This window comes from Bradyrhizobium zhengyangense (genome assembly GCF_022012555.1).
Taxonomy (GTDB): domain Bacteria; phylum Pseudomonadota; class Alphaproteobacteria; order Rhizobiales; family Xanthobacteraceae; genus Bradyrhizobium; species Bradyrhizobium zhengyangense.
In genome coordinates, this window is sequence record NZ_JAKLTZ010000002.1 from 680057 (window position 1) to 693696 (window position 13640).

The window sequence follows — 13640 nt, forward strand, 5'->3', positions numbered from 1 at the left end:
GCGGGGCGATCGCTCAAGGCCCAGACGGGCTCTTCGCCATCCGGTGAATGAGCCCAAGCGACGAAGCAATCCGGCCACCAGCCCGGCCGGATTGCTTCGCTTCGCGTTTTCAGGCGAGGGCGAACGCGTCCCCGGCCGAGTTTTCGAAAACAACCCCATGCACAGTAGAACCGGTCGCGACCCAAGCGAGCCGGTGGCGGCACGCAGCCGCCTGACCTGTCAGGCAAATTGCCGCTGCGCCAGCTTTCAGAGTGGTTGCAGCGTCACTTCTGACACTTCGAACACCAGAAGGTCGACCGGCCGTTCTGGGTGAAGCGCTTGATCGTGCCGCCGCAGCGCGGCGTGGTGCATGTCTCGCCTTCGCGGTCATAGACCTTGAAGGAATGCTGGAAATAGCCGAGCTCGCCCGAGGTCTGGCGATGGTCGCGCAATGACGAGCCGCCGGCCTTGATGGCATCGTTCAGCACGGTGTGGATGGCGCCGACCAGGCGCTTGGCATGATCCGTGGGCTCACCCTTCTTGCTCGAGAGCGTCCCGGCGATGCGGCGCGGCGACAAATGCGAGCGGTGCAGGGCTTCGCAGACATAGATATTGCCGAGGCCCGCGACGACGCGCTGGTCGAGCAGCGCGGCCTTCAGATTCGTCTTCTTGCCTTCGCAGGCGCGCGCCAGCATCGTCGCGTCGAATTCATTGCCGAGCGGCTCGGGGCCGAGGCCACGCAGCAGCGGCTCGTCCTCGAGCGCATTGCGCGCGATCACTTTCATGTAACCGAAACGCCTGGGATCGTTGAAGACGATGTCCGCGCCGGAGGACATCCGAAACAGCACGTGGTCGTGCGCGGAGTCCTTGCCCTTGGGATAGTGAAACTCGCCTGATACGGCCACGTTGTCCGGCTTGATGACGCGAAACGAGCCCGACATGCCCAGATGCATCAACAGCACGTCGCCGGAGGCGAGATCGGCCATGAGATATTTTGCACGGCGGCCGAGCCCCGTGACGATCTGTCCCTGCAGCCGGGCCACGAAATCGGGCTGGAACGGAAAGCGCAAATCGGGCCTGCGGGCCTCCGCAACGACGATTTTCGCACCCTCCATGACGGGCTGAAGGCCGCGGCGGACGGTCTCGACTTCGGGCAATTCAGGCATGGTCAGGCATTCACCTTATGAGGGCGGTGTGATAGCGCCATTGCGGCGGGCGGGCTATGGTCCGCCCAGTGGAGTAGAGTAATGGATCGGCCGGGCGAAACCACGCATTTTGGCTTCAAAGACGTTCCCCTGGGGGACAAACAGACGCTGGTGAACGATGTGTTTCGCAGCGTGGCGTCGCGCTATGACCTGATGAACGATTTGATGTCCGGTGGCCTGCACCGGGTCTGGAAGGACATCATGATCAACACGCTCGACCCGCCCCGCAGCGACCGGCCGTTCGCGCTGCTCGACGTGGCCGGCGGCACCGGCGATATCTCGTTCCGGGCCGCCAAGGCGGCGGGCCCCGGCTTCCACGCCACCGTCTGCGACATCAATTCCGACATGCTCGCCGTGGGCCGCGAGCGTGCCGCCAAGCGCCATCTCGAGAGCCAGGTCGATTTCGTCGAGGGCAATGCCGAAGCGCTTGGCTTCGCCGACCGCAGCTTTGACGCATATACGATCGCTTTCGGCATTCGCAACGTGCCGCAGATCGACAAGGCGCTGCGCGAGGCCTATCGGGTGCTCAAGCCCGGCAGCCGCTTTCTCTGCCTGGAATTCTCGACGGTCGAGGTGCCCGGGCTCGACAAGCTCTATGACCTGTTCTCGTTCAAGGTGATTCCGCCGCTCGGCCGCATGGTCACCGGCGACGCGGAATCCTATCAATATCTCGTCGAATCAATCCGCAAGTTTCCGAAGCCCAACGCCTTTGCCGACATGATCCGCGAGGCCGGCTTCTCCCGCGTGAGCTGGCAGACCTTGACCGGCGGCATCGTCGCACTGCATTCGGGCTGGCGTTTGTGATCTCTGCCATCACCCACATCACGCGCCTGATCCGCGCCGCGTTCGTGTTTGCGCGCGAGGGCGTGTTCGGCGCCGTCGATCCGAGCCTGGTGCCGCCGCCCGGACAGCTTGCGCTGAAGCTGGCGCGCCTCGTCGAACGCCGCGGCGACAAGCACGGCCCGCGAATCTCGCGCGCGCTGACGCGGATGGGCCCGGCCTATCTCAAGCTCGGCCAATTCCTGGCGACGCGCCCTGATGTCGTCGGCTTCAACATGGCGCGCGACCTCGAAAGCCTTCAGGATCGCCTGCCGCCGTTTTCGCAAGCCGAAGCCGAAGCCGCGATCGCGACGTCGCTGGAACGGCCGCTGAAGGATATTTTCGTCACGTTCGGCCCGTCAGTGGCGGCCGCCTCGATCGCGCAGGTGCATCGCGGCGAGGTGATGCGCGACGGCATCCGCAAGTCAGTCGCGGTCAAGGTGCTTAGGCCCAACGTAGCCTCGCGCTTCCGCCGCGACCTCTCCGATTTCTTTTTCGTCGCGCACAAGGCCGAAGCCTATTCGGCCGAGGCGCGCCGGTTGCGCCTGATCGAAGTCATCAACACCATGTCGCGTTCGGTCGCGATGGAGATGGATCTGCGGCTGGAAGCTGCCGCGCTGTCGGAGATGGCGGAGAACACGGAAGGCGATCCTGATTTCCGCGTGCCCACCGTCGACTGGGATCGCACCACGCACAACGTATTGACGATGGAGTGGATCGACGGCATCGCGCTGAACGATCACAAGCGCCTGGAGGAGGCGCAGGTCGATTTGCCCGATCTCGGCCGCAAGGTGATCCAGAGTTTTCTGCGCCATGCGCTGCGCGACGGCTTCTTCCACGCCGACATGCATCCGGGCAATCTGTTCCTCGATGACGCCGGCCGCCTCGTCGCCGTCGATTTCGGCATCATGGGCCGGCTCGGGATGAAGGAGCGGCGGTTCCTCGCCGAGATCCTGCTCGGCTTCATCACCCGCGACTATCGCCGCGTCGCCGAAGTGCATTTCGAGGCGGGCTACGTGCCCTCGCATCACTCGGTCGAGAATTTCGCGCAAGCCATCCGCGCCATCGGCGAGCCGATCCACAACCGCACCGCCGAGGAAATCTCAATGGCGCGGCTGCTGACGCTGCTGCTCGAGGTCACCGGCCTGTTCGACATGACGACGCGGCCCGAGCTGATCCTGCTGCAGAAGACCATGGTCGTGGTCGAGGGCGTGGCGCGCGGCTTCGATCCCAAGCTCGACATCTGGAAGGTCGCCGATCCCGTGGTGCGCGAGTGGATCGAGCGCAATCTCGGACCGATCGGCCGGGTGCAGGGCGCGCTCGCCGGCGGCGGCGACCTCGCCAAGGTGCTGATGCGCCTGCCCGACATCGCCCAGCGCTCGGTTGCAGTGCTGGAGCAGCTCGAGACCTTGACGCGGGAAGGCATCCGGCTGTCGCCCGAGAGCATCGCTGCGATGGGGCGCAGCGAGGGCCGCAAGAACCGCTGGCGCACCGTGGCAGTCTGGATCATCGCCGTGACCTTTATCGGCATCCTGATCGCCGTCCGGAATCTGTGATCGCCAAGAGCTTGATTGCATTGCAATCAAACGGATGATAGCATCGCTACCATTCCGTGCTGGAGGGCGTCATGGCAAGCCTGACCATCCGTAAGCTCGACGATGCCGTCAAAACCTATTTGCGGCTGCGCTCGGCCAGGAACCACAGGTCGGTCGAGGAAGAGGTCCGGGTCATCCTGCGGGAGCTGATCGAGGGCCGCGAGGAGCCGCTGACGCCGTTTTCTGCGCCGCCCGAGGCATCTTCCGCACGCTCCAGTGCCGTCCCTGAGACCAGCGTCACCCTGATCATCGGTGGCGGGATCGCGGCCTTCAAGTCGCTCGACCTGATCCGCAGGCTGAAGGAGCGGCGCATCGAGGTGCGCTGCGTGCTGACCAAGGCCGCCGAGCAATTCGTCACGCCGCTCTCGGTCAGCGCCCTCTCCCATGAGCGGGTCTACAATGATCTGTTCGATCCCCAGAGCGAATTCGACGCCGGCCATATCCGCCTCGCCCGCGACTGCGATCTGATCGTGGTGGCACCTGCCACCGCCGATCTTATGGCGAAGATGGCCAACGGCCATGCCGACGATCTCGCCAGCGCGATCCTGCTCGCGACCAGCCAAAAAATCCTGCTGGCGCCGGCGATGAATCCGCTGATGTGGAACAACCCGGCGACCCGCCGCAACGTCGCGCAGCTGCAGCGCGACGGCGTGCTGCTGATCGGCCCCAATTCCGGCGAGATGGCGGAAGCGGGCGAAGCCGGCGTCGGCCGCATGTCGGAAGCGATCGAGATCGCTACCGCTGCCGAAAAACTGCTGCGGCCGCCGGTGCCGCGGCCGCTCGCCGGCAAGCGGGTGCTGATCACCGCGGGACCAACGCACGAGCCGATCGATCCGGTTCGCTACATCGCCAATCGCTCCTCGGGCAAGCAGGGCTTTGCCATCGCTGCCGCAGCGCGTGCCGCCGGCGCCGAGGTGATTTTGGTGAGCGGCCCTGTGGATCTCGATGATCCTCAGGGCGTCACCGTCAAGCACGTGGAATCCGCGCGGCAGATGCTGGAGCAGGTGCAATCAGCACTTCCCGCCGACATCGCGATCTTCGCCGCCGCCGTCGCCGACTGGCGCGTTGCCAATGAGGGCGAGCAGAAGCTGAAGAAGACATCGGCCGGCATGCCGCCATTGCAGCTCGTCGAGAACCCCGACATCCTCGCCACGATCTCAAAACTCGCCGACAAGCGCCCGCCGCTGGTGATCGGCTTCGCCGCCGAGACCGAGCATCTGATCGACAACGCCAAATCAAAACTCGCGCGCAAGGGCTGCGACTGGATCGTCGCCAACGACGTCTCGCCTTCATCAGGCGTGATGGGCGGCGACCGCAACACCGTGCATCTCATCGGCAAGAATGCTGCTGATAACGGCGAGATCACGGTTGATTCCTGGCCTGTGATGACCAAGGAACAGGTCGCCATCGAACTGGTCGCGCATATCGTGAAGAGCGTGGCCGACAAATCTGTCGACAAGTCCTTGGAGCCGGCCTCTTGAGCAGCAAAGTCACGGTCGAACTGCAACGCCTGCCTCACGCGGAAGGCCTGCCGCTGCCGGCCTATCAGACCGCGGAGGCCGCCGGCCTCGATCTGATGGCGGCGGTGCCGGAGGGCGAGCCGATCACGCTCGCATCTGGGCAATATGCGCTGGTGCCGACAGGCCTTGCGATCGCCTTGCCGCCCGGCTTTGAGGCGCAGGTGCGGCCGCGCTCGGGTCTCGCGGCCAAGCACGGCGTCACCGTGCTGAACTCGCCCGGCACTGTTGATGCCGACTATCGCGGTGAGATCAAGGTGATCCTGATCAACCACGGAGAGGCGCCGTTCGTGATCAAGCGCGGCGAGCGCATCGCGCAGATGGTGATCGCGCCGGTGCTGCAGGCCGTGCTCGACCCGGTCGCGACGCTGTCCTCGACCGATCGCGGCACCGGCGGCTTTGGGTCGACTGGCCGCTAACCCCCGCTTCTCCCATTAGAACCCCGGCCTTCACGGACTCGCGAACGCACGCCGATTGACTCTACCTACTAATAGGTAGATAAATCGCGAGAGTTCCTAAAATCGGAGGAGAAGCCGTCACCATCGAGCTCTATTGGCTGACATTGACTGCACTCATGACGGCATTGTTCTGGGTGCCCTATGTCCTCAATCGCATCGTTGCCGTCGGTCTCGGCGGGGCGCTCGCCGGAGGCGCACCCGACAGCGGCAAGCTCGCGGACTGGGCGCAGCGCGCCGCTCGCGCGCATGGCAACGCCATCGAGAACCTCGCCATCTTCGCGCCGATCGTGCTGATCGCGCATGTGCTCGGCATTTCGAGCGCGGCGACCAAGGCTGCCGTCGTGGTCTACTTCTTCGCCCGGCTCGCGCATTACCTCGTCTATGCGGCCGGCATTCCCGCCGCGCGCACATTGACGTTCACCGCGGGCTGGCTGGCGCAGATCGCGATCATCGCCAGCATCTTGCGCTGGATCTGAACGATGTCCGTCGTCAAGCGGCGCACATTGCTCGTCACCGGCATGGCCGAAGGCCTCGGCGCTGATATCGCCACGACTTTCGCGCAAGGTGGCTACGACGTGCTCGGCCTGTCACGGACCGGAAGCGGGTCGGAACGGATCGGCGCGTCGGTCGCGCGGGCCGGCGGCAGCTATACCCACCTGGCCTGCGATCTGACCAATGCGACCGACGTTCAACGCGCGCTGCAGCCCATTGGCGGAACCATCGACGTTCTCATTCACAATGCACAAGTCCTGATGATCCGGCCGTTCGGCGAAATTTCGCCGCAGGCATTCGAGGAGGTCTGGCGCGTTGCCTGCTTCGGCGCGATGCTGTCGGCGCAAGCCGTGCTTCCACACATGGCTGCGCGTCGGAGCGGCACCATGATTTTCTCGGGCGCCACGGCAGGCCTGCGCGGGGGCGCCAACTTCGCCGCTTTCGCGTCAGCCAAATTTGCGCTGCGCGGACTTGCCCAGGCGCTGGCCCGCGAATTCGGCCCGATGGGCGTTCACGTCGCCCATGTCGTGATCGACGGCTTGATCGACGCGCCCAAAACCGATCAGCGCTTCGGAGCTGCGACGACCGGCCGGATGGATGCGAAAGCGATCGCGCAGGCCTACCTCCAGCTCACGGCGCAGCCGCCGTCGGCATGGACCCAGGAGATGGACCTGCGTCCCTTCGCGGAAAAATTCTAGGAGACCGTCACTTCAGGAGAGTGTCATGGCGAATGATCGCATCAATGCCGACTTCACGCAGCGCGTCGTCATCCCGACCGAGACGATGCCCTGGATTCCCTCCCCGCAGGCGGGTGTCGAGCGCCGGATGCTCGACCGGATCGGCGGCGAAGTCGCGCGCGCGACCTCGCTCGTTCGCTACGCCGCCGCCAGCTCGTTTCCAGCGCATGAGCACGCGCTCGGCGAGGAGTTTCTGGTGCTGGACGGCGTGTTTTCCGATGAGCATGGCGACTATCCGGCCGGAACCTATGTCCGCAATCCACCGCACAGCCGTCACACGCCGCGGACCGCGCCGGGCTGCACGATCCTCGTCAAACTCCGGCAGATGGAGCCGAGCGAGAAGGACCGGCTGGTCGTCGACACCGCGCGCGCAAATTGGCGGGATGGCGGCCAGTCGGGCCTGGCTACGCTTCCGCTCTGCGTCATTCCCGGCAGGGAAGAGGTGGCACTGGAGCGCCTGCAGCCCGGCACGGCGCTGGAAGAGGTGGACTGCGCGGCCGGCGAAGAGATATTCATTTTGTCGGGCGACCTCCGTGACGCCCACGGCCAGTACGGCAAGGGGACGTGGATCCGGAATCCACCCATGTTCCGGCGTGCACTTGGCTCAAGTGGCGGCGCGATCTATTGGATCAAGCGAGGTCATCTGCGCCGGATGCCATCATGATGGGGACTGCATGACGACGACGGCGCCGAAGCCGAGATCCGAGACCGCCGAACAGATCCTCGATCTCGCCGAGACGCTGATCCAGACGCGCGGCTACAGCGCCTTCAGCTACCAGGACATCGCCGACGGTCTCGGTATCCGCAAGGCGAGCATCCACTATCATTTCCCTTCAAAGACCGATCTCGGCGTGGCCGTGATCGACCGATACGTGGCGCGCTTCGGCGATGCGCTGGCAGCAATCGGCGCCGATCAGGCGCAATCTTCGCTGGCGATGCTGGAGTTTTATCTCGAGCCTTATATCGGCTTCGCCAAAACGCCCGACCGAATCTGCCTGTGCGGGGCCCTGGCCGGCGAAATCCTGGCGCTGCCCCCGCAGTTGCGCTCTCGCGTCGACGGCTTCTTCCAGACCCATCAGGACTGGTTGACCGACATCCTCAAGCGCGGAACCCGCGGCGGCGAATTTGCGCTGGCGGCGTCACCGGCCAAGCTGGCGCGCTTCATCTTCAGTGCCCTGCAGGGCGCGCTTCTGGTGAAACGTGCCACGGGCGATGCGACGCAACTGCGTGACGTGATCACCGTGATGAAACTCCAGCTCACCGCCGGTTCCTGACCGGCGCGAATCCGCCGAAATACGGGCCCGTGGCGGCCCGACAGAGTTCGGCATCTGCTTTTTTCCCCCGTGAGATTCCTGTTCACGGTCTGGACTCTTACCGGTGGAGTCGCGGTGGGGGTATTGTCGTTTGATTCGCGCGCGACGGGGGTCGCCGCGAGGTCAATTCGTGCGGTCTTGGGGCAACTATGTCAGGCGTGATCGTGTCGATGCGTCGGACGCTGCTGTCGTGCACTTCGCTGGTGCGCAACAGCCTATTCGGAGGCGCTCTCGCAGCGCTGCTGCCGGCTGAGCCGGCTGATGCCGCCGACCTCGTCGACACACTTTCGATATTGCTGGATTTCAACCGGCAGGAGCTCGCGGTGCTGGCCACCGCGCTGGCTCTGCTTGGGTTCACGGTCGTGGCCGCGATCCTGTTGATGCGGACCCGTGTGCGCACCGCCAAGAACGAGGCGGCACTGCTGGGGCGGATCCGGGAACTCCAGCTGCAGACCGACCGCTTCGGCGCGCTTCTGTTCGCCGAGCCGCAGATCCTGATCTCCTGGCCGGCCGGCGACGATCGCGCGCAGATCTCGGGCGACATCGCCATGGTGCTGCCACGCGATTCGTCGCCGCAGCGCGTGCTCGCCTTCGGAACCTGGCTGCCGCCGGAACCGGCGCTGCAGATGGATCACGCCGTCGATGGCTTGCGCGAACGCGGCGACGGCTTCCAGCTCACACTGACCACCGGCAACGGCCATACGCTGGAAGCGATCGGCCGCGCCATCGGCGGCCAGGCCATTGTCCGGATTCGCGAATTGTCCGGCCTGCGGCGCGATCTGGCCGAGACCAATTTGCGCTACAAGGCGCTCTCCGACGAGACCGAGATGTTGCGCGGCTTCGCTGCCGCGGCGCCATGGCCGATCTGGGCCAAGGGCGAGAACGGCGCATTGACCTTCGCCAATCCGGCCTATGTCCGCGCGACGGACGCGACCAGCATCGCGGACGCCCAGGAGCGCAAGCTCGAGCTGCTCGACAGCTCCGACCGCACCGCCATGGAGCGCGGTCTGAAGGAGGCGGCTCACTTCACCTCGCGGCTCCCGATCGTGATCGGCGGCGAGCGGCGCATGTACGACGTGCGCTCCGTCAATGTCGGCCATGGCAGTGTCGGTGTCGCGATCGACGCATCCGAAGCCAATGCCTTGAGCGCCGCGCTGGTGCGGATGGCAGAGGCGCATCGCCGCACGCTCGACCAGCTCTCGTCAGGCGTTGCCGTGTTCGACGGCCAGCGCCGGCTCGCCTTCTACAACGATTCCTACCGCCGGCTGTGGGATCTCGACCGCAATTTCCTCGACACCAATCCTGACGATTCCAGCGTGCTCGACCAGCTTCGCGCCGCGCGCAAATTGCCGGAGCAGCCTGATTTCCGCGCCTGGAAGGCCAAGCTGCACGAGGCCTATCGCGCGGTCGAGGCCGCGAAGGACACCTGGTACCTGCCCGACGGCCGCGCGCTCTCCGTCGTCACCACGCCGAACCCCGAAGGCGGCGTCACCTATCTGTTCGACGACGTCACCGAGAGCCTCGAGCTGGCCCGCCGCTTCGACGGCATGATCCGGGTCCAGCGCGAGACGCTGGACAGCCTCGCCGAGGGCGTCGCTGTGTTCGGCAGCAACGGCAAGGCGCAGCTGTTCAATCCGGCCTTCGTCCGGATGTGGAAGCTCTCGAACGATGCCATGCGCGAGGAGCCGCATATCCAGACCGTCGAGGGCTGGTGCCAACAGCTGTTCGACGATCCCGTGGTGTGGCGCCAGATCCGCGAGGCCATCACCTCGATCGAGAGCCGCGCCGACGTGCCGATCAAGCTCGAGCGCAAGGACGGCAGCGTGCTCGACGGCATGATCCGGCCGCTGCATGACGGCGCGACCATGCTGACCTTCCTCGACATTACCGACACCGAGAATGTCGAGCGCGCGCTGCGCGAGCGCAACGAGGCGCTGGAAGCCGCCGACCAGATGAAGGTGGATTTCGTCCACCACGTCTCCTACGAGCTGCGCTCGCCGCTCACCACCATCATCGGCTTCGCGCATTTCCTCAGCGACCCCTCGACCGGGCCGCTGACGCCGAAGCAGGCCGAATATCTCGACTACGTCACCAAATCGACCAATGCGCTGCTGGCGCTGACCAACAACATCCTCGATCTCGCCACCATCGATGCCGGCGCCATGAAGCTGGAGCTCGGCCCGGTCGACGTCAGCAAGACCATCGAGCTCGCCGCCGAAGGTATCCAGGACCGGCTCGCCACCGACCGCATCCGCCTCAAGGTCGAGATCGCGCCCGATGTCGGCAGCTTCATCGGCGACGAGAAGCGCGTCGTGCAGGTGCTCTATAACCTCCTCGCCAATGCGGTCGGCTTCTCGCCGCAGGATTCCACCGTCGGGATCAGCGCGCGCCGCACCGACCACAGCGTGGTCTTCATTGTGACAGATTCCGGACCTGGAATACCCGCCGACATGAAGGACAAGGTATTCAACTGGTTCGAAAGCCGCTCGCAGGGCTCGCGTCATCGCGGCGCCGGGCTCGGGCTGTCGCTGGTGCGCTCCTTCGTCGAACTGCATGGCGGCAAGATTCAGGTGGATTCGGTCGTCGGCAAAGGCACGGTCGTGATCTGCGACTTCCCGACCGACCAGGCGGCGCATCGCGACGCCGCCGAATGAGCGAACCCACCAAACTCTCCGTCGCGCTCCACAACGAGACGGCCACCGCGCAATTGATGGCCGACCTGGCGCTGCTGGTCGGCCCCGGCGACACCATCACGCTGACGGGCGATCTCGGCGCCGGCAAGACCGCCGCGGCGCGCAGCCTGATCCGCTATCTCGCCGGCGACGACGCGCTGGAAGTGCCGAGCCCGACCTTCACGCTGGTGCAGAGCTACGAGCTGCCGGCCTTTGCCGTGATGCATGCCGACCTCTACCGCGTCGAGGACGAGAGCGAGCTCGAGGAGATCGGATTCTCGCCGCTCCCGGATGCAACGCTGGTGCTGATCGAATGGCCCGAGCGGGCGCCATCGGCGATGCCTGCAGACCGCATCGACATCGCGCTGACGCACCGCCCGGCGCTGGGCTCGAATGCGCGCGCTGCCGATATCACCGGCTACGGCAAGAGTGCGCCCACCGTTGCGCGGCTGAAGGCGTTGCGCGAATTCCTCGACGCGTCAGGTCATCTCGACGCGACGCGCAAGCATATGCCGGGCGACGCCTCGACGCGCTCCTATGCGCGCCTGATCCGCGACGACGGCGGCGTCATCCTCATGAACTCGCCGCAGCGCCCCGATGGTGCAGCGATCTACAATGGAAAGTCCTACAGCGCCGCGGTGCATCTCGCTGAGAACATCAAGCCTTTCGTCGCCATCGACGAAGGTTTGCGCGCGGCAGGTATCTCGGCGCCGAAAATCCACCATTGCGATCTCGACCACGGCTTTCTCATCTCGGAAGATTTCGGCAGCGAAGGCGTGATCGAAGGCGATCCGCCGCGGCCGATTCCCGAACGCTATGAAGCCGCGACCGACGTGCTGGCCGTGCTCCACGGCAAGACGCTGCCGGAGACGCTGCCGCTGGACGGGCAGACTTACACCATTCCCGCCTGGCACACCGATGCGCTGCTGATCGAGATCGGCCTGATGCCGGAATGGTATCTGCCCGATCGCAACGCGCCGCTGAGCAACGAGAAGCGCGCGGAATTCTTTGCGATGTGGCGCGAGCTCCTGAAGAAACCGCTGGCCGCGCCAAAGACCTGGGTCATCCGCGACTACCACTCGCCCAACCTGATCTGGCTCGCGGACCGCGCCGGCATGGCGCGCGTCGGCGTGATCGACTTCCAGGACACCGTGCTGGGGCCGCACGCCTATGACGTGGTGTCGCTGCTTCAGGACGCCCGCATCGATGTGCCCGAGAGCCTCGAGCTGACGTTGCTGTCGCGCTACATCAAGGCGCGCCGCAAGGATGATGCGAGCTTCGATGCGGCCGGATTCGCCGAGCTCTATGCCATCATGTCGGCGCAGCGCAACACGCGCCTGCTCGGCACCTTCGCTCGCCTCAACCGCCGCGACGGCAAGCCGCATTATCTGCGCCACCAGCCGCGGATCTGGACCTATCTGCAGCGCTCGCTCGCGCATCCCGCCCTCGCGCATCTGCGCGACTGGTATCTCGCCAACGTGCCGCCGCCGCAAAAGCCGCCTGACCGCTGAGCCGGAACCGGTTTACCGGCTGTTAGCCATCACACCGGTATCATCGCCCGCGGGCCGCCGGACAAAGACGGGGCTGGAGCTTGAGGCAGATGGCGGTCAAGACGGATCATCGCGGGAATAGCAGGGTTGTTTTCGAACGCGGGATTTCGGCCCAGATGATGGGCATTGACGGCACCTGGCGTCGCGAATGCACCATGGAGGACGTCTCCGAGAGCGGCGCCAAGCTGACCATCGACGGCTCGGTCGAAGGCCTGCATCTGAAGGAATTTTTTCTGCTGCTGTCGTCGACAGGACTTGCGTACCGGCGCTGCGAACTGGCCTGGGTGAATGGCGACCAGATCGGCGTCAATTTCCTGAAAGTCGGCGACAAGAAGAAAAAGGCGCGGTCCACAGCCGTCGGGGCGTGACGGCAACACACGTCGCACAACCGTCACGGCGGGTGGCTAAGGCCGTTTGAGATGCGGTGCGGCCTATCCTGGTCCGTGTTAGGATTGCTGCAAACGCGAATGATCGAGGTTCGAGAAGGCTAGGCATGTCCGTCAAACCGACCAAAGCCATGGTGCTCGCCGCGGGGTTCGGCCTGCGCATGCGTCCGCTGACGGACAAGATGCCGAAGCCGATGGTGCCGGTGGCCGGCCAGCCGCTGCTCGACCACGTGCTCGACAAGCTCGCCCAGGCCGGCGTCACCGACGCAGTGGTCAACGTGCACTATCTGCCCGACCAGATCATCGAGCACACCGCAACGCGCCAGCATCCGCGCGTGACCATCTCGGACGAACGCGACCAGGTGCTCGGCACCGGCGGCGGCGTGGTCAAGGCGCTGCCGCTGCTCGGCGATGCGCCGTTCTTCCACGTCAATTCCGATACGCTGTGGATCGACGGCGTCCGCTCCAATCTGACGCGGCTCGCGGAAAATTTCGACCCCGCAAGCATGGACATCCTGCTGCTGATGGCGCCGACCGCAACCAGCATCGGCTATAGCGGCCGCGGCGATTACGGCATGCTGCCCGACGGCGCCTTGCGCAAGCGCAAGGAGAAAGAGATCGTCCCGTTCGTCTATGCGGGCGCTGCGATCCTGTCGCCGAGGATCTTTGAAGGCGCGCCGCAAGGCGAATTCTCGCTGACCAAAATGTTCGACCGCGCCAATGAGCAGGAGCGCCTGTTCGGCCTCCGCCTCGACGGCGTCTGGATGCATGTCGGCACGCCAGATGCGGTGCACGCCGCGGAAGAGGCGTTTCTGGAGAGCGTGGCGTAGGGCGCGAACAGCGGGGACGATTTCGGCCCACCCATATCCATTTGAAGCTGCCTCCCTATATTGGCGCCTGATCCCCGAATCAGGCAG

13 protein-coding genes are annotated in these 13640 nt (G+C 65.2%); 12 read left to right on the top strand and 1 reads right to left on the bottom strand.

All coding sequences use genetic code 11. The features are described from left to right. Positions 1-263: 263 nt before the first annotated feature. Positions 264-1145 carry a bifunctional DNA-formamidopyrimidine glycosylase/DNA-(apurinic or apyrimidinic site) lyase gene (gene mutM, locus L6639_RS08390; RefSeq protein WP_237860670.1) on the bottom strand — a complete coding sequence of 294 codons (882 nt, stop codon included), beginning with the start codon at positions 1143-1145 and terminating at the stop codon, positions 264-266. An 81-nt stretch (positions 1146-1226) separates the two neighbouring features. On the opposite strand from mutM, the gene ubiE reads away from it, so the two are divergent. The 12 genes from ubiE (at position 1227) to L6639_RS08450 (ending at position 13553) form a co-directional block, all read left to right on the top strand. Beyond that, entirely contained in the window at positions 1227-1988 is a 762-nt protein-coding gene (gene ubiE, locus L6639_RS08395) for a bifunctional demethylmenaquinone methyltransferase/2-methoxy-6-polyprenyl-1,4-benzoquinol methylase UbiE (RefSeq protein ID WP_237860671.1), read from the top strand. After that, the gene (ubiB, locus tag L6639_RS08400) at positions 1985-3559 is read left to right on the top strand and encodes a 2-polyprenylphenol 6-hydroxylase (protein ID WP_237860673.1); all 1575 of its coding nucleotides are present in this window, start codon (positions 1985-1987) and stop codon (positions 3557-3559) included. The genes ubiE and ubiB overlap by 4 nt, the downstream gene beginning before the upstream one ends. A gap of 71 nt (positions 3560-3630) precedes the next feature. After that, positions 3631-5079 carry a bifunctional phosphopantothenoylcysteine decarboxylase/phosphopantothenate--cysteine ligase CoaBC gene (gene coaBC, locus L6639_RS08405; protein WP_237860675.1) on the top strand — a complete coding sequence of 483 codons (1449 nt, stop codon included), beginning with the start codon at positions 3631-3633 and terminating at the stop codon, positions 5077-5079. Further along, positions 5076-5534, top strand: a complete 459-nt coding sequence (gene dut, locus L6639_RS08410; RefSeq protein ID WP_237860677.1) for a dUTP diphosphatase — start codon at positions 5076-5078, stop codon at positions 5532-5534. The genes coaBC and dut overlap by 4 nt, the downstream gene beginning before the upstream one ends. A gap of 143 nt (positions 5535-5677) precedes the next feature. After that, entirely contained in the window at positions 5678-6049 is a 372-nt protein-coding gene (locus L6639_RS08415; RefSeq protein ID WP_377808202.1) for an MAPEG family protein, read from the top strand. A 3-nt stretch (positions 6050-6052) separates the two neighbouring features. Further along, positions 6053-6763 (top strand): SDR family NAD(P)-dependent oxidoreductase, encoded by a 711-nt coding sequence (locus L6639_RS08420; RefSeq protein ID WP_237860682.1) that lies wholly within the window; start codon positions 6053-6055, stop codon positions 6761-6763. 25 nt (positions 6764-6788) lie between these two features. Continuing rightward, positions 6789-7466 carry a cupin domain-containing protein gene (locus L6639_RS08425; RefSeq protein ID WP_237860684.1) on the top strand — a complete coding sequence of 226 codons (678 nt, stop codon included), beginning with the start codon at positions 6789-6791 and terminating at the stop codon, positions 7464-7466. A 10-nt stretch (positions 7467-7476) separates the two neighbouring features. Next, positions 7477-8076 (top strand): TetR/AcrR family transcriptional regulator, encoded by a 600-nt coding sequence (locus L6639_RS08430; RefSeq protein WP_237860686.1) that lies wholly within the window; start codon positions 7477-7479, stop codon positions 8074-8076. A gap of 188 nt (positions 8077-8264) precedes the next feature. Then, on the top strand, positions 8265-10769 hold the full coding sequence (locus L6639_RS08435; protein ID WP_237860688.1) for a sensor histidine kinase: 2505 nt from the start codon (positions 8265-8267) through the stop codon (positions 10767-10769). Next, positions 10766-12298 carry a tRNA (adenosine(37)-N6)-threonylcarbamoyltransferase complex ATPase subunit type 1 TsaE gene (gene tsaE, locus L6639_RS08440; protein ID WP_237860692.1) on the top strand — a complete coding sequence of 511 codons (1533 nt, stop codon included), beginning with the start codon at positions 10766-10768 and terminating at the stop codon, positions 12296-12298. The genes L6639_RS08435 and tsaE overlap by 4 nt, the downstream gene beginning before the upstream one ends. An 89-nt stretch (positions 12299-12387) precedes the next feature. Continuing rightward, positions 12388-12705, top strand: a complete 318-nt coding sequence (locus L6639_RS08445) for a PilZ domain-containing protein (protein ID WP_237860693.1) — start codon at positions 12388-12390, stop codon at positions 12703-12705. Between the two features lie 125 nt (positions 12706-12830). Continuing rightward, a complete protein-coding gene (locus tag L6639_RS08450) occupies positions 12831-13553 on the top strand; it encodes a nucleotidyltransferase family protein (RefSeq protein ID WP_237860695.1) in 723 nt (240 codons plus the stop codon). Positions 13554-13640: the final 87 nt, after the last annotated feature.